The following is a 20,830-nucleotide window of genomic DNA, read 5'->3' on the forward strand; positions in this document are numbered from 1 at the left end:
TGAAATCAGCGTAGTAGAGCCCACTCAACCACTGCGTCTTGCTCGACAATCCAAAAATAATTGAGAGGCTAGGACTTCTATCCCAGCCTCTCAGGTTTATTTAATCCGGAATTTTTGTCTGAGACGTGCTGCTTGCCCTCCGATAAAGCGGTCAAAATACCGTAGCCATAATCCTAAGGCTCCATATATAGCAACTCCTAATCCGCCAATGACGATGATATAAATCATGCTCGATACACGACCATTTGGTGGGAAAATCCAGCCCAAAATCAAGCCAGCGATCAAGACTCCAAGTAGCATCACCATAGTCAGGATAGAACCAAGCAAGGTCCGCTTGAAGACGATGGTGCGATTAAACTGAGTGATGGTTTGGATCTCTCGATACATGAGAACGATTGGCACCATTAAGGCAATGGTCGTTGACAAAAGTGGTCCATAAGAACGAAAGACCAAAATAAATGGAATTTGTAGGACCAATTTCACCACTACACCATAAAGGAAGTAGCGAATGGCCTTGCGATTTTGAAAGAGAGCTTGAATCATTGGCGATAAGACCGTGTAAAGACCGAGAATTACGGTCTGCAACATCGCTACGATGAAGAGTCCTAAGGCCAAGCCATCTGGTTGCCCATAGAAAACCGTATAAAGTGGTTTTGCGACTGCTACTGCACCAAAGGTGGCTGGAAGCAAGAAAGCTAGCAACATGGTCAAGTTATCCTGTACGAGCTTGCCTGCAGCTTTTAAGTCGCCCTTGACATAATTCTCAGTCAACAGAGGAATCCCAACTCCCCCAATCGAAGTCGCTACTGCGATCAAGATCATGGTGATTTTGTTTGGATTAGCAGAGAAATAACTAAACATGACCAAGAGCTGCTTTTGACTATAATCTGTGAACCAAGACATGACATTGATAAAGGTCATCTGGTCAACAATTTGGAAGAGCTGAATGGCGGAACCAGTGATAATAAAAGGAATGGCCTCACGAATCGTATCAATCAAGAGAGCCCGAGTGTCAATCCCTTCACTTCCCTCTTGCTTTCTAAAAATAGAAGAGAGCAAGCCTGTCTTTGCAAGGTAATAAAAGAGCACCAGAAGGCTCGCTCCCATACCAATAAAAGCCGCAAAGGTCGACTGCGTCACAGCCTGCACGTAATCACCTGAGCCAATCTTCATAATGAAGAAGGTCGTGAGCAGCATCCAGATGACCCGGATCACTTGTTCTGCAATCTGGCTTATAGCGTAAGGCTTCATGTTGTTAAAACCTTGGAAAAATCCCCGAATGACACTCATCGAAGGAAAGATCAAGACAGCCCAAGAAAGACTCTGCATGATCGGAATCAACTCTTTTCCCCCACCTGAAAGACTCGCAAAGACAGGAGACAAAAGATACATGAGAATGGCAAATCCAAGGCCTAGAATTCCCATAAATTTCAAGAAGCCCCGAATCAAAGCAAAGCTATGATCCGCTTGGTCCCGGGTATTGTACTTGGCTACTTGCTTAGCAACAGCTACGGGTACTCCGGCTGTCGAAATCAAGAGAAACCAAGCATAGATATTGTAGCCCATTGTAAAAAGACCATTGGCTTGTGGCCCATATTTTCCCATCCAAATATACCAAGGAATAATATAAGCGGCTCCTAGCAAACGGCTGATAAAGTTGCTGGCTGTCATCCAGGCAGTCCCGCGTAGCATCTGGGCTTGCTGGTCATTTTGTTCGTGACTCATTGGTGTCCTCTTTCGTTTCTTCTTCTCTTCATTATAAACTTTTCCATGACACTTGTAAAATAGGGACTTTAGGTTTACAATAGTTTTATGATTACAATTGAACAAACCCTCAACATTTTAAAACAAGACCAAAATTTCCGAGAAGTTCTAGTAAATGGTGAATACTACTACCATCTAGAAGGAACAAGTTTTGATGCTATTAGCTATGATAGCCGTAAGGTTTCTGCTAGCACCCTCTTTTTTGTCAAAGGGGCTAACTTCAAAAAAGAATACCTGGAACAGGCTATTTCTAATGGACTCGGCTTTTATGTCTCTGAAAAAGATTATGAAGTTGGTATTCCTGCCATTCTCGTCAATGATATCAAGCAGGCCATGAGCTTAATTGCTATGGAGTTTTATGGACACCCTGAGAAACAATTAAAACTATTGGCCTTCACAGGGACTAAGGGAAAGACAACCGCGGCCTATTTTGCTTACCATATTTTGGAACAAAGTCACCGACCAGCTATGCTGTCGACCATGAATACAACACTGGATGGTAAAAACTTCTTTAAATCGACCCTGACAACTCCAGAGAGCTTGGATCTTTTTGCCATGATGGCTGAGGCAGTAGCCAATGATCGGACCCACCTCATTATGGAAGTTTCCAGTCAAGCTTATCTAGTGAAACGAGTTTACGGTCTGACCTTTGACGTTGGTGTTTTTCTCAACATCAGTCCTGACCATATTGGACCGATTGAACACCCAACTTTTGAGGATTATTTCTACCACAAACGTCTCCTCATGAAGAACAGCCAAGCCGTTGTCATCAATAGTGATATGGATCATTTCCAAGTTTTAGCGGACCAAGTCGCGAACCAAGACCACGATTTTTATGGAAGCCAGTCTGAGAATCAAATTGAAAACTCCAAAGCTTTCAGCTTCTCAGCAACTAGTAAGCTAGCAGGCGACTACGATATCCAACTGATTGGACATTTCAACCAAGAAAATGCTGTGGCTGCAGGTCTTGCCTGCCTTCGCCTAGGTGCGAGCCTCGAGGATATCCAAAAAGGGATTGCTAAGACGCGCGTTCCAGGCCGAATGGAAGTCTTGACTCAGAAAAATGGCGCTAAGGTTTTCATCGACTATGCCCATAATGGAGATAGCTTGAAAAAACTGCTCTCAGTTGTCGAAACCCATCAAACAGGGACCATTTCACTAGTTCTCGGATCAACTGGGAATAAAGGAGAGAGCCGCCGCAAGGACTTTGGCTTACTCTTAGAAGAGCATCCTGAGATCCAAGTCTTCCTCACAGCGGATGACCCCAACTATGAAGATCCTTTGGCTATCGCTGAAGAGATTAGTAGTTTCATCACGCGCCCTATCGAGAAAATCGCAGATCGCGAACAAGCCATTCAAGTGGCTATGGCGACAACCAGCAAGCCTGAAGATGCCGTCATTATCGCCGGAAAAGGAGCTGACTGCTACCAAATCGTCAATGGCGTAAAAGAAGAATATCCAGGCGATGCCGCCATCGCTGAACGTTATTTATAATCAAACGAAACAAGGCTAGGAAATTTTCCTAGCCTTTATTTTTTTATAAAAATGAATCGTTCTTTATCAAATTCGACAGCTAACTCATACTTTCCATCTTCATTTTGAATGATGTAGCCCAATAAAACTAAACTGTCGACAAAGATGTCCTTGCGCTTTTGCTGGACTACTTCTTTTTTGAGAAATTTGAGCAAAAAGCTAGTCATATACTTGAGAGCATACTCAGGATTGACATCGCCCAAAATAGCATAGAGCTTTTCTTGCTCCTCTGTCAATGGATATTGGTGGACAACCTTGTAGAAGTAATTGGAAAGGGTCTGTGCATTTCGTGCAAAGTCCGTCTCCTCTATGAGAATCGCTTCATTGGTCGTGTTGCGGAGTTCCGTTTGGAAGACCTTGGCATTTAATTCTTGATAAACTGCACTGTCCTCTCGAACAAAGACCTCCTGATCCAGGTCCACTCGATCAGCTGACTCCAAGAAGGGCAGGTTGAGGGTGTAGCGTTTATTTTCTCGAAGGATGAAGCCCGCTTTGATATATTCCTCCATGAGCTTGTCCACTGGTTGATCCGGAAATTGGGCCTTAATTTGCCGCAGGATCACATCGTCGTGCTGATCCAAATAGTTGATCAAGTCCTTGAAAAATGGCTGACGTGTCAAACGTGTGGGATTAATGATTGTAATCATGAATAGGTCTCGTTTACTGTTTTATCGGTTCGTTCTTATTGTAACATAAAAATTAGTTTAAGCGAAATCAATACCAAAGGACAAAATCTTCAATTTATAGATAGGCAGGCAATAGGGGAAAATAAGGCAATAAAAGAACTTAGTCTTTTCAATCCAAGTTTACTGTAGAAGCCCCATAAGTTATTCCAACTCATTTCATTTCTATTATTTTAAAAGAAATAAAATCAGTCAGTAGTTGCTTAATGCGTTCTGGACATTCTTCATTGTCCCTACTGTAGATACTCACTAGGCCATGTAAAAAAATAAAGATTCCACTACGAATATTTAGCGCTTCTGCATCAGATAAGTCTCTCGGTAAAAAGACATCAATAGCTTCTTCCAATAAACGATAACTTTTCATTCTCAATTGCATCAACGATTGCGAACAATCGCCTGAATCTTCATGCTCTCCACGGTAAAAAATCAATAATTCATAAAAATTACGTTCTCTAAACCCAAAATCCACGTATACTTGACAGATTTGAAGCAGACGTTCCTTATCATTCTGCTTAGAATGGCTGATTTCTAAGCAAGTATGATAGAGGTGAGTTAACGGTTTTTCCGCTACTGCATATAATATATCCTCTTTCTTTTTAAAATACTGATATATAGCTGTATGTGAACATCCTGCAGCTTGAGCAATCTGCCTAATTCCCACCTTCTGGTAAGGTTCTTTTCGGAAAATTTCCTCGGCTGCCCTGATAATTCTAGATCTTGTATCCTTTGCCATTACAAACTCCCTTTAAACCCATCCGATGCCTCAAAATCTCGTACAGCATCTTTTACCTCACTACCATGACAAACACTAACAAGTGCCTGTGAATAATCCTTGAGAATTCTTTCACCACTAGCTAAAGCCTGTCTCATATCTGCTGTATATCCTTTCATTGGTGGACGCAACTTTCCATTTCTCGTAGCTGTAAAAAGATCTCCAGCAATTAAAACTTGATCCTCTTCATGGTAATAAACAACATGACCAGGGGAATGACCAGGAGAAAATAGTGGTTTTAGTCCTGCACTACTTATCAAGTCTTGACCTTCTTGACTTTCAACAGTTATAAAAGTAGCCGGATCAAAAATCACTTTTTCCGTCTCTTTTCTATTAGGAAAAGGTTCTTTGCCTGAAATATAGGGGAATTCCTTCTCACTGATTAAAGTCGGGATGTTCCCAAAGTGCTGTCTAAGATAGGGCAAACCTTTGATATGATCTGGATGTCCATGGGTCAGAAAAATTGCTTCAATTTTTTGTGGAAGTAAAAACTGGGCAGCGTACTTCTCCATTCCTCGCATTCCCGTATCAATCACATAAAAGCGACCAGATGATTCAACTAGCCATATGCTGACAACAAAAATGCCCAATTCGAACTCAAACTTTTTTATATGTGAACTGATTTGTTTTGTACGTGTTAATAAACGATACAAGAAAGACATATTTACTTCCTCCTTTGAATTCCAGCAAAAACTAACCAGTGGTTAGTTTTTTTTGTGAAGTATATCATATTTTATCTGTCTAAACAAGAAACATCCAGAGGATAGTAGAAAAAAATACAACTTTTTCAAGTTGTATTCGAAGGTAGAACATATTTTTAAAAGCGGAAAATAATATATCGAGACTTTCCGCTGTGAGAAAAGTCCTTGAAACAATTAGGTTTCAAGGACTCGGTAGTTTTGAGACCTTAGGCTCAAAACTAAGTCATGGAACTTCCAAGAAGTTCGCTGACGTCCGCACTCATCAAAGGAAAGGATTGAAAAATTATTTTTCTTTAGTTTGATGTAACTCTTATAAACTGTATCAAAGATTCAGATTGTTGTTTCATGAATCCAAATCATCCAAATACCTTTCTTTAAACTGTAGCTGTGGTGACTGGGCTAACTGACTCGGGTTGGTTCCAGGTTGATCCAAAGGAACCGCTAGACCGAGCCCTCTGTAGTAATCTTCCCAAAACGGACTAATCTCCTCTTCCTCTTCTCCAAACTTCATGGGAATGGTCTCAAAAATAGGAAGTAGTTCTGAGATGAACTGGGAACAGTAATAACCATCTCCATCCGGATAAAAGGAAGCATTGTAGGGAGCCCCTAAAAGGTTTTTTGCCCGCTTCTTGACTTCTTTGAGATCGATTTTCGGGTAGCGATAAAGGTCATATGCTTTCCCGTCTTCAAAGAAGTCCTCAGGGGCTTGGGAAAGAACGCCACCTTCTATCGTGGCATGATAAATGAAACCGTCCAAAAAGATAGCCACATGGCTATAGTTGCCAGTAGATGCCTGGATGGCCTGCCCCATTTCCGTATCTTCTCTCACAAAAATCAAATCGCCATTTTCTAACATGATCTTCTCCTAGCAAAAAAGGAGCCGAAACTCCTTTTTAATAATGGGTTTTCCCACCTATCATTAAGCATTAAAGCTTTCAGTCAATTGAGGAACCACTTGTTTCTTACGTGAAACGGCACCTGGAAGGAAAGCGTGGTTGTTTTCAAGTTTGAAGTTGAAAGCTGCTTCTACCTTGTCCATGTTGGCACCAAGAGCCAAAATTTCTGAGTTTGAGTTGACGATGTCTGTAATCATCAAGACAAAGTCAGAGTAGCCGTTAGCTGCATTTGCTGCTTGGATAGCTGCTTCGATTTCAGCTTGGCGTTCCAAAACTTCCGCAATATCAACTGTGTTCACTTGAGCCACACGAACGTTGTTTCCGTTCAATTCAAAAGTCTTAGCATCGATATCGATCAATTCTTCTGCTGATTTGCTTGCCAAGTTAGTACCAGCCTTGAGCATGGCAAGACCGTATTCTTCCAAGTTGACACCAGCCAATTCAGCCAATTCAGGCGCAATGACTTTATCAGATGGGTGGGTAGTTGGAGATTTCAAAAGAAGGGTATCTGAAATCAAACCTGAAAGCATCAAACCTGCCAATTCTTTTGGCACTGCTACACCGTGTTCTTTGAACATGCGGTAAACGATAGAAGATGCTGATCCAACTGGTTCCAAACGCATGTAAAGTGGGCTGGCAGTTTCGAAGTTAGCCACACGGTGGTGATCCACTACACCATATACTTCTACTTCAGCGATATCTGAAACAGATTGTTGGAATTCATTGTGGTCCGTCAAGATGACTTGTTCTGCACCTTCTGCTTTAGCTGATGTGATGACGCGTGGTGCTTCCACACCAAAATAATCCAATACGAAAGCAGTTTCTTCATTAGGAGTTCCAAGAGCCACTGCTTCTGTATCCAAACCGTAAGCTTCTTTTGCAAGATAAGCAAAGGCTACAGATGAACCGATAGCATCTGAGTCAGGATTTTGGTGACCAAAAACGAGAATTTTTGACATGTTTCTACCTCTTTATTTCATTTATAGATTCACTCTATTTTAGCACGTTTTGCCATTTAAAGAAAGGGAATAGTTGTGCATTTCAATAGAAAAGACAGCTGGAAGGCCCATCTGTCTATACTTTTTATCCTTTGACCCGTTTCAGGTAATCTTGGTAACTTTCTGTTTCCATCAAATCTTTTGCATTTTGGACCCGTTCTTTTGTCGGTGGTTTCACACCCTCCAATTTGTACGGAATTCCCAATTCACGCCATTTGAATTCCCCCATAGTATGGTATGGCAGGATTTCAAATTTATCGACATTTTTTAGGGTTTTAACAAATTTTCCAAGCTCGATCAAATCATCATCCCGGTCCGTTAAACCTGGAACCAAAACGTGACGAATCCAGACTGGTTTTCCAATATCAGATAGATACTTGGCACAAGCTAGAATCGTTTTATTGGTATGGCTGGTCACAATTTTATGCCGTTCATCATTGATCTCCTTGATATCCAGAAGCACCAAGTCTGTCACTGCCATCAAGCGGTCAAATTTTTCCAGGTAGCGAGGGGTATTTCGGAAAGGTAGAGCACAAGTATCCAAGGTACAATGAATGCCCAACTCTTGAGCCTTAGTAAAAAGTGCAATCAAAAAGTCAATCTGCAAGAGGGCTTCTCCACCACTGACAGTGATTCCCCCTTTTTCGCCCCAAAATCCACGATAACGGAGGGCTTCTTCTAAGACATCATCCACCGTCCGCTCACGGGACTTGTTGGTTTCCATTGCCCAAGTATCTGGATTGTGGCAGTATTGACACCGCATTTGACAGCCTTGAAGGAAGACAATAAAGCGGATCCCAGGCCCGTCTACTGCCCCAAAACTTTCTGTTGAGTGTACCATTCCTGTTACTTTTCCATAGTCAACTGTTTCATTTTCCATTGAGGAACCTCTTCTCTTGAAAACGTTTTATGGTTTTATTATAACACGATTCCATCTATTTTAAAGAGTTTAAGCCTCTTTTTGAAAAGAAACTGTTCTTTTCAGTATGTTTCATTGTCCTAGTACAGTTTCCAATATGGAACCATCTGTCCTGTATTTTAGGAGAAAAAAAGGAGCCAGCGACTCCTTTTTTTAATCTTTTTTTAGAAAACGTTAGTGAGTCGTCCTTTTCTTCTTATACCAGACAAGACTCATCGTAGCTACTGCCACTCCAAAAAGAGCTAGATAGCTTGTTTCTTGTCCAGTAGATGGAAGGATTTTCCGTTTGCCTGGTGTCTTAGTTTCTGTTGTTGCCTCTTCCTTGTCTTCTTGCTTCTCATCTTCGTTCTTGCCCTTCTCTTTGCTTTCAGCTGTTGAACTCTTTTGTTCATTAGCTTGGTCCTGATGAGGGGCTAGTTGAGTTCCTGTATTCGATGAAGAAGGGCTAGTTTGTCCCGTTGGTTGTCCTATATTTCCTTGTTGATCATCCGTCGGCGTTCCTGAAGTTTGTGCTCCACTAAAGTCGATTTGGACCAAGACAGGATCATGGTCTGATGCACGGCCGTGTTCCTTCATAAAGGAAGCATTGATATGGACTGGTTCAAACGTTGCTTTAGCTGCCATGTTGTTTGAGATAAAAATGTTATCCAAAACTTGATTGCTACCACGGTAGAAATAAGAATAGCGATCGCCTGCATCATGTTGGGCCATTAAGTTTGTTAGTTCGTTGCCAGCAAGGATCTGCGCCGTGGTTGAGAAATCGTAGTCATTAAAATCACCCGTCAAAACAAAGGTGGTCTTCGGATTTTGCTTCAAGCCTTCTTGAACGAATTGATGGATGACACTAGCTTGTGCTTCACGAGTTGGCAAGGTATGTTCCACTGCTGGTTGGCTTGCCCCATAAATAGCATCATCTCCGATTTTTGATTTCAAGTGATTGGCAATCACCACAACTGGTTGACCTTTGAATTCAAATTCAACAGCTAAGGACTTGCGAGTATGATCAAACGATGGGTCATTAGGGGCAATCCGAGCTGGATTTTTAACCAGGTGTCCCTTGTCAAATTGCGCTGCCTCGTTGCTAGTTGCTGCCTCTTTTTTGGCTAAGGTTACGCGTTCTGGATTGTAGAGGATTCCCAAACGAATATTGGAACCAGGCTTTCCTCCGTCAGCGCCATCTACTGGAGCAACCTCCGTATACTCATAGCTCTTGCCACCCAATTCCTTGATCCGATTGGCTAGTTTGCGTCCACTTTCAACACCACTGGTCGTTCCGTCATCCACACTACCATTATTGTCCTGCACTTCGATCAAAGTAATGATGTCTGGATTGTGAATTTCATGGATAAAGGAATTGGCAATCAGCGTCACCTTATCCTCTGGGGTTTCATTTTTGGCATTGTTGGCCGAGAAATTTTCAATATTGTAGGAAGCGATGGTCAGCTTGTCCTCACTTGGTTGGGTTTGAGCTGCTTGACGCTGCAAGCCACCGTCTTGGACCATCAACTGTTGAGTGGGCTCTAATTTATAGAAGCTATTTCGATACGTTACCACTCCTGTCACATCTTCTGTAAAGTAATCCTTGGCTTTTGCGACAAACTGATTCCCAACATAAATCGGGATTGCCGCTGTATTTTGCGCATGTGGCCGTAGATTCAGACCCCCAATATTGTTAAAAGGAAGGCCTGTAAAATCTTCTCCCAATACATAGATATCTCCTTTGTACTGGGGACCAAGGACATGCGGTTTCTTCACCACCGTGAGCATTCCTTCCAGGCTTTCCCAATAATCGAGGGCATCGGTTTCTGGAGCATAAGCAGTCGGATTAGGCTTCACATCTGCTGGCATGCCCGCAGTGATATTCACAGCTTCTGGAAGAGGGGCTGTCCCGTCTTTGGTGATCCAAGCATCGACCAGCATGGTCACCGTTAAACTATTCGTTGGTTCCTTAAAGGTCTTCCCAGCTCCCAAGGTGACTTCTTCCATATAGCCTTCCTTGACAGTACCTGTTATTTTAACCTTGTCGCCGACCTTGACCTTGTATTTGGAAACTACATAAATCCCATCTGAAGTCCGACTATTCCCATCCGATTCAATATCTTGGGCATAAAAACCATAGCGGTCTGTCTTGGTCACCACTACATTTTTGATGGCTACCTTTTGGCCTTCCAGTGGAGAGCGTTGCGATTCCCCTTGAATGTCCCCGATCTTAACCGTTTTCTCCTCAGTAGCGTCTGAGGAACTGCTAGATGTCTCTTCTTTATCACTCGAAGCTCTCGTCGTAGCGTCTGTAGTTGTTGTTGTAGCGAAAGTCGAATGATTTGTCGAGCTTTCCTCGCTGCTAGTATTCGTCACAAGCGCTGGCTCTGAAGTCGAAGCTGTGGTCTCGTCTGCAACTACCGTGAGGGCACTGCTAAAGCCCCCCAACTGACTAGCCAATAAGGTGGCTACTCCCAGTAGGCGAATCTTTTTACCGTTTTTTCTCATGCGTTTCTCCATCCCTAAAAAGTTTTCCTCTTTTATTATAAGGGAATGACTTTGCATTTTCAAGCGCTTTCAAAAATATTTTTCAAAAAGAAAAACACTTCGACCCAAAAAGATCGAAGTGTCAAGAACTTAAGCTAAAATTGCCAGTGTCTGATACGGTTTCAGAATTACTTTTTCAGAAAGCTTTACATTCTCATAGTTGGACAAGAGCACGCGCCATGCTTGGTAGTCTTCTGGAATCGCTACTTCAACTTCACTTCCATAGAAATGATTGAGTACCAAGAGTTTTTGACCGTCTAAGTGGCGTTCAAAAGCATAGACTTCTTGACTATCTTCCAGTGCTGGCTGGTAGCTTCCTTCTGAAATGATCCGCATTTCTTTGCGCAAGCGAATCAATTCTTTATAGAAGGTAAAGATTGGTCCATCCATCTCCTTTTCAACGTTGAAGTCTTTATAGGACTTCCCAACTTTCAACCATGGCGTGCCTGTTGAAAAACCGGCATTTAGAGAAGCATCCCATTGCATGGGCGTACGTGAATTATCACGTGACTTAGCTTGGATAATCTTGAAGGCTTGCTCAGGTGACTTGCCTTGGTCCAAGAGCATTTGGTAAGCATTGATGGACTCCACATCCACGTAATCTGCCATCGAATCATAGTCTGGATCAATCATGCCGATTTCTTCCCCCATATAGATATAAGGGGTCCCACGTGACAAGTGAATGCTAGCTGCGAGCATGGTCGCTCCTTCATTGCGGAAGTTCTTGATATCTACAAAGCGATTCAAAGCACGAGGTTGGTCATGGTTATTCCAGAAAAGGGCACTCCAACCACCACGTTCACTCATTTCCTTGCCCCAAGTATGATAGAGACGTTTGAGCTCTTGCAGGAAGAAGGCTTTATCGAGACTGTTCAAGGGATGGGGTCGCAAATTTGTAGGCAAGCACACTTTGACTTCCCCGTTTCCCAATTAACCAGCTATCAAGAAATCGTCAAAGCTTCTGGTCTTCGCTCAGAAACCAATGTCATTCGTTTGGAACAAATCAGTATCGATGAAAAAGGAGCTAAAAAGACAGGTTTCCCTCTTCACCGTTTGGTTTGGAAAGTAACCCGGCAACGGGTGGTGGATGGTGTCGCTTCTGTCTTAGATATTGATTACCTAGACAGAGAGCTGATCCCTGGCCTGACCAAGGAAATTGCCCAGCACTCTATCTACCAATATATAGAAGAAGACTTGAAATTGCAGATTGGCTATGCCAAAAAAGAAATCTTGATTTCACCAATCGATAATCGTGACAAAATCTTACTGGATCTTGGAAAAGACAAACACGTGGTAACTGTCCGTTCCCAAGTTCACCTAGCAGACGGACGCCAATTCCAATTCACCGAAAGCCGACACAAATTAGACAAGTTTCATTTTGTCGACTATGCAGAACGGAGGAAATAAAGGAGGCTGGGACAAAAGTCCTAGCCTCTCAATTATTTTTGGATTGTCGAGCAAGACGCAGTGGTTGAGTGGGCTCTCTACGCTGATTTCATCAGCTTTTACAGCCCTACTCAACTGTGCGAAGGTGGGACGACGAAATCGAATTCTAACGAATAACCGATTTCTGTCCCACTCTCATTTTATCCTAATACCAATTCATCACTTACCAGGGTTTCACCACTGTTTTGTTGGAAGAGGCGCATCAAATCTTCAACCGTTAGGTTTTTCTTTTCTTCTCCTTTGACGTCGACCACGACCTTGCCTTGGTAGAGCATGATCAAGCGGTTGCCGTATTCAATCGCATGGTTCATATCATGCGTAATCATCAAGGTTGTCAAATCATGGCTTTCCACGATCTTTTGGGTCAATTCCATGACCATTTCACTGGTCTTGGGATCGAGCGCTGCGGTATGTTCATCCAGAAGCAAGAGTTTTGGTCTAACCAAAGCTGCCATGACCAAGGTCAAAGCTTGACGTTGCCCACCAGACAAATATTGGGTATCTACCTTGAGACGATTCTCTAAACCGATATTCAGTTCCTTCAAGGCTTCACGGAACAATTCGCGATCTTTCTCCCGAACTCCCCAGCTCAAACCACGAGATTTCCCCCGACGTTGGGCAATCGCCATATTTTCTTCAATGGTCAAACGAGAAGCCGTCCCCATCTTAGGATCTTGGAAGACACGCGCAATATCTTTCGCACGCTTCCGAACACTCGTATTTTTAATGGAGTTACCTTCTAGCAAGATATCCCCTTCATCCACGACTAGATTTCCTGCCAAGATGTTCATCAAGGTTGATTTCCCAGCTCCATTTCCACCGATAACCGAAATGAAATCTCCTTCTTCCACTTGGAGATCCAAGCCTTTTAAGACATGGTTTTCATTAACCGTTCCTGCTTCAAATGTCTTATGAATGCCTTCAATTGATAATAATGTTGCCATACTTTTCTCCTACTTATTTCCTAACTTCAATCCACGAACACGAAGACGTTTTTGCGCCTCAGGAGCGAACAAGACAATCGCAAGCAAGATCGCATTGAAGAGACGGACCATATTTTGATCGAGATTTGGGATCTCGTAAATATTTAAGATAATCAAACGGTAAACAATGGCTCCAACCCCGATTGAAAGCAAGCGCCAACCAATGGTCAATTCGTGGATCAAAACTTCAGCGATAATCACAGCACTCAAGCCGACTACGATCGTCCCTGTACCAGAAGTCACATCTGAGAAACCATCATTTTGTGCAAACATGGCTCCACAAAGGGCAATCAAACCATTCGAAATCATGTAGCCCAACATCTTCATGTTATCTACATTGACCCCATTGGCCTCACTCATTGGAATGTTATCACCAGTCGAGCGCAAAACCAAGCCAAGTTGCGTCTTCATTAAGAGAGTTAACAAGATACAGACGATGATCAAGCAAGAAATGCTAATCAAAAAGACAGCTTCTTCATTAGAAAGACCTAATTTCATCACACTCTTGAAAATGGTACTAGAATCTCCGATAGAAAGGTTAGGAACCCCTCCCATGATTTTGATATTGATAGAGTAGAGACCGGTCAAAGTGACAATCCCTGTCAAGAGGGCTGGAATTTTCATTTTTGTATGGAGAATTCCAGAGACCAATCCTGCGATCATTCCGGCTAGGAAGCCTAAAAAGGTTGCAAGCCAAGGATTTCTTCCGGCTTGAATTTGGGATGCTACAACTGCTGCCCCAAGTGGAAAGGCTCCTTCTGCCGTCATATCAGCAATATCTAAAATTCGAAATGTTAAGTAAACACCGATCGCCATGATCGACCACAATAAACCTTCTGATAAACTTGATAAAACAAAATTCATCTCAAACCTCCTATTTTTCTACCTTCAACGAGCTAATATCAATTCCAAGCTCTTTAGCCATCTCTTTATTGGTGTGCAATTCTAATTTTTCAGGTGTTTCAACTGCGACTTTGCCGGGTTTCTCACCCTTCATGATGCGAATGGCCATCCGAGCAGCTTGTCTTCCCAATTCCTCATAATCAGTACCAAAGTTGTACAAGCCACCAGTAGCCACCATTTCAGCAGAACCTCCAAAAACTGGCACCTTATGACTAATCGATACCTGTTTTACAGTTTCCATTGTAGAAGAGATAATATTGTCTGTCGGAACAAAGACGATATCTGCTTCTGACATGATACTGTCTGCTGCAGCTTTCACATTGTTACTATCGAGAATTGTTTTTTCAACCACTTGATAGCCTTTAGCTTCAAGGATCTTCTTCGCATTATCTTTTTGGACGACTGAGTTAGGCTCACTTTGCGTATAGAGGATCCCAACTGTTTTCGCCGTTGGAAGCACTTGCTTAATCATGTCTACCTGTGTAGAGATCGCATCTTCTGACTGGTCACTTGTCCCTGTGATATTGCCACCTGGTTCTTTCAAGTTTTTCACCAATTTCGCTGCCAATGGGTCGGTCACAGCTGAGAAAACAATAGGTGTTGATTTAGTGGTATTAGCCAAACTTTGTGCGGAAGGGGTTGCAATCGCAAAGACGAGATCACTTTCTTCTGCCAATTGTTTAGAAATATTTTTCAGATTTCGTTGCTCCCCTTGAGCATTTTGGAAATCGATCTGAATATTTTTCCCATCTACATAACCCTCTTTCTTCAACTCCTCGATAAAGCCTTTTCGTGTCGCATCGAGCGACTTATGGGTGATGTACTGGGAAATCCCAATCCGATACACATTCTCATTTTTAGCATCCTTTAGATGGTGCAAGGTCACCAATGATGTTAACAGAAGTCCTACAACCAGGACAGGTGCTAGCAATTTTTTCACTACTTTCATTTATTGACTCCTTTTCTTCAAAATAAACAAAAAATCCGCTTAGATGATACTCTAAACGGATGCTTGAAATTCTCCAACAAGTTACAAAACCTCGGTCCATTTAGATACTAGCTCTATGGACCATCATCAAAAATCTTAGCCACATAGATACAAACAAATTGCTTGGGTTGTTTGCATCCATGAGATCATGTCTACAAACACTATCTAAAGTAGCTAAAGTAAAATTTTTGAATGGAAATGGCTTGTTGCTTCATGTTTATTTTCTGCTTTCTTTATTTATGGGTATTATCTTACCGTAATTTTTTTTTGATGTCAAGACTATTTCAGAAATTTTTGAAATTTTTTGAAAATTCAACTGGTCCTGACAAGAAAAAACAGAGGCTGGAACACGTCCAGGCCTCTATATTCTAATCTTCTTTTGATTTTGTTTCTTCATCTTCCTCGACGATTTCAGAAATTTCAACTTTCACCTTGGTCACACGACCATTTTTTACTTTGTCATTTGTCAAAATGAGGTGTTTCTTTTGACTATCGACTTCACAGCTGAGTCGCTCTTTCAAGGTTGGAATTCGCCCAACCTCTGTCAGATAATACCCTGCAATGGTATCCACATCATCACTTTGCAACTCAACATCAAAATATTCGTTAAAGTCATTTAGTGACATGGCTCCTTGTACGACATAGGTATTGTCCGCAATTTCAAAGACATCAATTTCTGCTTTGTCAGTCTCATCGTCAATTTCACCGACGATTTCTTCCAAGAGGTCTTCAAGAGTAACCAAACCAGACATCCCACCATATTCATCAAGCAGAATGGCCATTTGATTTTGGGTATTGCGCAATTCCTTCAAAAGATCATCCACAAAAATGGTCTCTGGAACAAACAAAGGTTCTTGTAAAATCTTTCTTAAGACAATATTATCAAAGCCATTGATAAATCCTTCGTTCAAGAGACGTTTGGTATGGATGAGACCGATGACATTGTCCTTGTCATCATCATAGACAGGAATACGTGAAAAGTTTTGCTTAAGGATACTTTCAATGATTTCTTTGGTATCATCATTGATATCAACCATGAAGGCATCCGTCCGTGGCACCATGACTTCACGCGCTACCATTTCATCTAATGAAAAGATCCCTTGGAGCATCTCAATCTCGTCTGCATCTAGTGTTGCTTCACTATTGGTCAGCATATACTCGATTTCATCCCGCGTCATCTTTTCATCCGGATCATCGAATTCCATTGGCGTGATACGGCTCAAAAGGTTGGTCGACGCTGAAAGCAACCAAACAAAGGGGCTAACAATTTTTCCTAATAAAATGACAATCGGAGCTGTTCGAACAGCTAACTCATCTTTCAGGTTCATAGCGATTCGTTTCGGATAGAGTTCCCCAAACACGATCGAAATATAAGTCAAAAACGCTAGAGATAAAAAGCTTCCAGCTGTAAGTGCCGTTTTAGTATTGCCCATCCATCCAGCAATAACATGACCAAGGCTATCTGCAAGACTCGCCCCAGATAAGATGGTAATCAAGGTGATCCCCACCTGAATAGTGGATAAGAAATGGTTGGGCTGTTCCAAAACGCTAAGAAGACGAATGTATTTTTTATCTCCTTCTTCAGCCTTTTGCTCTACACGAGAGCGATTCAACGATACCATTGACATTTCAGTCGCCGAGAAAAAGGCGTTCAATAATGTCAAAACAATCAATAAAATAAATTCCAGTAAAATTTCCTGACTACCAGGGTCTTCCATGGATACAATCCTCCAGTATATAATATTGTATATTATACCACAAAATAGGAGAGCCTGCATTCTTCTATAAAATTTTCTTTTTTTACCATCAAAAAATCAGGAACAAGTCCTGATTTTAGAATGTGAACAAATTGTTTTTTCAAACGAAATAACCTAAGTGAAGCTGAAAACTTAAAACAATCTATATAATCAGTTTCATTCAAACCTACACTGAAACTTTTCGCCGTGAGAAAAGTGCTAGAAACACGATTGTTTCTACACTCGGGAGTTTTGGAACCCCAGTTCCAAAACTAAGTCATGGAACTTCTTCGAAGTTCGCTGACGTCCGTACTCACCTAAGGAAAGTTTCTAAGAAGACTTTGTCTTTAGTGTTCTGCACTGGTAAAATCATAAAAGAAAGCGTTGAGTTTTTCTACTAACTCAAGGGACGAGAGGCTACTTGTACAGATAAAAGGTTTTCTCTTTAGTTCTGGCATCATAAAGTTGGCGACCACAACATCAGCATCCGAAGCTTCGATATCGTCCACTGTTAGATTGTACTTGATCATCTGTGTGAATTCAAAATTATCCGTACAGTAGAAATCAAGGAAGTCGATCATGGATTTGGCATGGTGGTCATCAAAACGACTGATAATCAAGACCTTAATTGATTTCCGACGGCGCAATAATTGCGGTAAGAGACGCTCCCAGTGTGTGTAGACCGTGTAGATCATGTGTTTGATGATCTCATCATTCAGATCATGCTTCATGGTCTTCATATAAGTGATGATATGCTCCTTCAAATCATCATAGAAGGCTGGGAAGATGCTCATGAAATCTTCGTTGGTATTGGTCTTGGTATCAAATAAGAGAAACTCAGAGAATAATTCCTTCCGATCGAGATGAGACGTGTTATGGACATGCATCAACATCTCATCAAGATTTTCAATGTCTAAATCATAGGTATAGCATAGATCCTTGAACATATCTCTGATGAGCGTCGTTGATTCTTTGGCATAAGGATCTGTTTCTGCAGCTTCGATCAAGCTTTCTGGACTGAAATAGAAATTCTCTTGAATGAAGATGATGAAGAACTGCTCCAGCACTTTTTCATTCAATTCGACACCCAACTGCAAGCTAAAGTAGCGCAACATCTCCTCGACATTGGTCACCCCTTGATAATGGTCCTTATACACATCATAGTTCGTTGGCATGTCAATAAAATAGCCCTGCTTAATCCGTGACAAGTAGACTGTCAAGAGAACTTTATAAGACCTGAGTACTGAGAAGGTCAATGGATAGCCATAGAGCTTGAAGAAGAAGGTGATCAAATCGGTCACAGCCTCTTCCTTAAATTCTGGGAAAGGCCACTCCATATAGTAATAACGTTCCGCAAAATACTGGGCATAGAAGAAACGAACGTCAATCTCATCCCCGACAAGATTCAAGGGTTTCAAATCAATCTTTACATTGTATTTGGTTTGAAGCTTCTGATTAATCGTCCGAATCAAGCGGTAGAAAGATTGGTAACTCAGATCAAACTTTCTGCAAATATATTCATTGGAAACATCCTTGTTGAAGAAAAGATATTCAATCAAGGCGAAGGCTTGTGATTCTTTTAAAAAGTGATGATAGATCACTTCTAGCCCAACCGAATCCTCATAACTGATCTTGATCCCATTGGTAGAGGATTCAATTAAAAAGTCATCAAATGTACTACGAAGATTAGACAAATCTTCTTTTAACGAACGTTCTGTACAATCCAAACGCTTGGCCAACTCTTTTAAGTGGAACCATCTTTTTTCCTTAATCAAGATTTCCAATAATTGCAATTGGCGTCTCTGTTTTTTCGATAAGAGCAGTCTCATCTTTTCCTACCTTTTCATATTTTCTTTCAAAATCACTTATATTTTAACACATTTCATAGCACTTGTTGACTATTTTCCAGCATTTTTTCAAATAAATGTACAAAAAAGACTCCAAGGCCCATATAGGCGCTAGAGTCTATGATTTATTAATGATACCAAATTCTTCTTTTTTCTTCTGCTCCTTAGCAGCACGGTGGTTATCATAAAGATTCACCAAGAATTTTACAATTTCTTTTCCAATCGAATAGACTGGAATCGCAACGACCATCCCGATAATGCCGTAGATATTACTTGAGAGCAATAAGAGAACCATAATGGTAATCGGGTGAACCTTCATCACGCCTCCAACAATACGCGGATAAAGAATATTCCCATCGATCTGCTGGATGATCAACATGTAAATGACTGCTTTGATCATCATATCCATATCTGTGAAGGCATAGGTGATAATCATTGGAATCAAGCCGATGGTTGGTCCTACATAAGGAATCAAGTTGGCCAGCCCAGAAAAGATGGCAAAGACCAAAGCGTACTTCAATCCAATAAAACTATAGCCAATGTAGGCTAGTGTCCCAATGATCAAGGCATCGATCGAAATCCCACTAATATAGCGAGAGACCGTTTCATTCAAACTAATCAAGAGGCTTGAAATGTGGAGTTTGTCATTGCGTAAAATGGTCCGCTCCAACATCGGTAATAACTTCTTCCCATCGACCAAGAAATAAACCAAGAAGACAGGGGTCATGATCAAGATAAAGACCGTATTGACAATGGTGTTAACCACACTTCCTAAACTGTTGGTCACACTATTCAAGAGATTTTGTAGGATATCCATATAAGAGAGATTCAACTGCTGAATCGTCGACTGGATATTCACATTCTGGAACAAAGGATTGGTCGAGAGTTTTCGAACCAAACTTTGAACTTCCCAGTAAAGTCCTTGAGTTGAATTGATCAAGCTGGTTAACTGATTAATTAAGATAGGGAGCAGATAAAAGATCCCTAAGCCAATGATCCCAAACAAGAGTACTAAGGTGATCAAAATCCCAAACACACGCTTGATTTTTAAATGTTTTTCCAACAATTCAACAATCGGATTGGTAATGTAATATAAAAAACCTGCAATTAAAAATGGTAAGAGGATGGTATTCAGAACAGATACAAATGGAGAAATTAAAGTCCCCATTGATTTCCAAATATAGAAAATCACCGTCAATAATAAGATCTCACATGTCCAGAATAACAATTTACTATTTCGAAACATTCCTTACCTCCTGTTTTCTATTCTACCATATTTTATGATAGAATAAAGGAGATTTTAATCAAAAGGATGAAGTTATGAATAATTTGATTGAACTACAAGACGTCAATTTGATCCGCAATGGAAAAGCCCTTTTAAAAGAGATTAACTGGCAAGTAAAAGAAAATGAATGTTGGGCGATTTTAGGCCTCAATGGGGCAGGAAAATCGACCCTCCTCAAACTGCTCATGTCTGAATACTGGGCTAGTTCTGGCCAGGTAACGGTCCTTGGAACCCGCTTTGGAGAAGGGGGTATTCCTGAGTTACGTAAGCGTATTGGGATCGTTAGCTCCTTTATTTCAGAAAGACTGCCAGAGCATCTTTTGACAGAGCAAATTGTCCTAACCGGTCAATACAAGAGTAGTATCTTATATGCTGCATACGGGGAGGAAGAACTAAACTGGGCACGGGATATGCTGACTTCAATTGGAGCTAGCTCTTTGATCGGTCGCAAATACCGGGAGCTCTCCCAGGGAGAAAAGCAGACAGTCCTCATTGCACGAAGCCTCATGGACCAACCAGATCTGATCATTTTTGACGAAGCTTCTAGTGGATTGGATCTCTTTGCCAGAGAAAAACTCCTCCGTCAGATCCATCATATCAAACAACTGGATCACGCGCCTACCATGATCTACGTCACCCACCATGCCGAGGAAATTACAACAGACATGACCCATGTCCTCTTACTCAAACATGGCCAAGTGGTCGAGCAAGGACCAAAGGAAAAGATCCTAACTCCTCATGTCCTTAGCCAATTTTATGAAGCACCAGTATCCCTTATTGATCTTGGTGATGAGCGACTCTTTGTCAAACCAGAAATCGCACACTGAAAAGAAAATGAATAAAGCAAAAA

16 protein-coding genes and 2 pseudogenes are annotated in these 20,830 nt (G+C 41.5%); 3 read left to right on the forward strand and 15 right to left on the reverse strand.

The window, feature by feature from the left end:
- Nucleotides 1-96: 96 nt before the first annotated feature.
- Nucleotides 97-1,725: a putative polysaccharide biosynthesis protein gene (locus tag I2F76_RS06140; RefSeq protein ID WP_195487466.1), complete on the reverse strand. Its 1,629-nt coding sequence runs from the start codon at nt 1,723-1,725 to the stop codon at nt 97-99.
- Nucleotides 1,726-1,812: 87 nt separating this feature from the next.
- Between I2F76_RS06140 and I2F76_RS06145 the strand changes: the two genes are divergently transcribed.
- Entirely contained in the window at nt 1,813-3,258 is a 1,446-nt protein-coding gene (locus I2F76_RS06145; RefSeq protein WP_195487467.1) for a UDP-N-acetylmuramoyl-L-alanyl-D-glutamate--L-lysine ligase, read from the forward strand.
- Between the two features lie 35 nt (nt 3,259-3,293).
- Here I2F76_RS06145 and I2F76_RS06150 read toward each other — a convergent pair whose 3' ends face one another.
- The 8 genes and pseudogenes from I2F76_RS06150 to I2F76_RS06185 form a co-directional block, all read right to left on the reverse strand.
- Entirely contained in the window at nt 3,294-3,944 is a 651-nt protein-coding gene (locus I2F76_RS06150; protein ID WP_129824009.1) for a DUF1803 domain-containing protein, read from the reverse strand.
- A 190-nt stretch (nt 3,945-4,134) separates the two neighbouring features.
- Nucleotides 4,135-4,713, reverse strand: coding sequence for a TetR/AcrR family transcriptional regulator (locus I2F76_RS06155; RefSeq protein ID WP_195487468.1), 579 nt, complete (start codon nt 4,711-4,713; stop codon nt 4,135-4,137).
- Nucleotides 4,713-5,414 carry an MBL fold metallo-hydrolase gene (locus I2F76_RS06160; protein ID WP_195487469.1) on the reverse strand — a complete coding sequence of 234 codons (702 nt, stop codon included), beginning with the start codon at nt 5,412-5,414 and terminating at the stop codon, nt 4,713-4,715. Before I2F76_RS06160 ends, I2F76_RS06155 begins: the two co-directional genes overlap by 1 nt.
- Before the next feature lie 382 nt (nt 5,415-5,796).
- A complete protein-coding gene (locus I2F76_RS06165) occupies nt 5,797-6,309 on the reverse strand; it encodes a YiiX/YebB-like N1pC/P60 family cysteine hydrolase (RefSeq protein WP_195487470.1) in 513 nt (170 codons plus the stop codon).
- Nucleotides 6,310-6,372: 63 nt separating this feature from the next.
- Nucleotides 6,373-7,308: a manganese-dependent inorganic pyrophosphatase gene (locus I2F76_RS06170; RefSeq protein WP_003005572.1), complete on the reverse strand. Its 936-nt coding sequence runs from the start codon at nt 7,306-7,308 to the stop codon at nt 6,373-6,375.
- Nucleotides 7,309-7,432: 124 nt separating this feature from the next.
- Complete coding sequence (gene pflA / locus I2F76_RS06175) at nt 7,433-8,227, reverse strand: pyruvate formate-lyase-activating protein (RefSeq protein WP_003005017.1); 795 nt, start codon at nt 8,225-8,227, stop codon at nt 7,433-7,435.
- Between the two features lie 213 nt (nt 8,228-8,440).
- Entirely contained in the window at nt 8,441-10,753 is a 2,313-nt protein-coding gene (locus I2F76_RS06180) for an endonuclease/exonuclease/phosphatase family protein (RefSeq protein WP_195487471.1), read from the reverse strand.
- Between the two features lie 129 nt (nt 10,754-10,882).
- Nucleotides 10,883-11,647: pseudogene (locus I2F76_RS06185) on the reverse strand (alpha-amylase family glycosyl hydrolase); the annotation flags it as partial.
- Here I2F76_RS06185 and treR point away from each other — a divergent pair.
- Nucleotides 11,621-12,199: pseudogene (gene treR, locus I2F76_RS06190) on the forward strand (trehalose operon repressor); the annotation flags it as partial. The pseudogenes I2F76_RS06185 and treR sit on opposite strands and share 27 nt — an antisense overlap.
- 179 nt (nt 12,200-12,378) lie before the next feature.
- Here treR and I2F76_RS06195 read toward each other — a convergent pair.
- From I2F76_RS06195 to I2F76_RS06220, 6 genes are all read right to left on the reverse strand, one after another.
- Entirely contained in the window at nt 12,379-13,182 is an 804-nt protein-coding gene (locus I2F76_RS06195) for an ABC transporter ATP-binding protein (RefSeq protein WP_014713718.1), read from the reverse strand.
- 9 nt (nt 13,183-13,191) lie between these two features.
- Nucleotides 13,192-14,085, reverse strand: a complete 894-nt coding sequence (locus I2F76_RS06200) for an ABC transporter permease (RefSeq protein ID WP_013903975.1) — start codon at nt 14,083-14,085, stop codon at nt 13,192-13,194.
- Between the two features lie 10 nt (nt 14,086-14,095).
- Nucleotides 14,096-15,073: an ABC transporter substrate-binding protein gene (locus tag I2F76_RS06205; protein ID WP_195487472.1), complete on the reverse strand. Its 978-nt coding sequence runs from the start codon at nt 15,071-15,073 to the stop codon at nt 14,096-14,098.
- Nucleotides 15,074-15,480: 407 nt separating this feature from the next.
- Nucleotides 15,481-16,830: a hemolysin family protein gene (locus I2F76_RS06210; RefSeq protein ID WP_195487473.1), complete on the reverse strand. Its 1,350-nt coding sequence runs from the start codon at nt 16,828-16,830 to the stop codon at nt 15,481-15,483.
- Nucleotides 16,831-17,195: 365 nt separating this feature from the next.
- Nucleotides 17,196-18,677: a M protein trans-acting positive regulator PRD domain-containing protein gene (locus I2F76_RS06215; protein WP_155170060.1), complete on the reverse strand. Its 1,482-nt coding sequence runs from the start codon at nt 18,675-18,677 to the stop codon at nt 17,196-17,198.
- Between the two features lie 136 nt (nt 18,678-18,813).
- Nucleotides 18,814-19,941: an AI-2E family transporter gene (locus I2F76_RS06220; RefSeq protein ID WP_031574341.1), complete on the reverse strand. Its 1,128-nt coding sequence runs from the start codon at nt 19,939-19,941 to the stop codon at nt 18,814-18,816.
- A gap of 74 nt (nt 19,942-20,015) precedes the next feature.
- Between I2F76_RS06220 and I2F76_RS06225 the strand changes: the two genes are divergently transcribed.
- Entirely contained in the window at nt 20,016-20,807 is a 792-nt protein-coding gene (locus I2F76_RS06225) for an ABC transporter ATP-binding protein (protein ID WP_024054785.1), read from the forward strand.
- The last annotated feature ends 23 nt before the right edge of the window (nt 20,808-20,830 follow it).

It is taken from the genome of Streptococcus parasanguinis (assembly GCF_015557775.1).
GTDB lineage: Bacteria > Bacillota > Bacilli > Lactobacillales > Streptococcaceae > Streptococcus > Streptococcus parasanguinis_AA.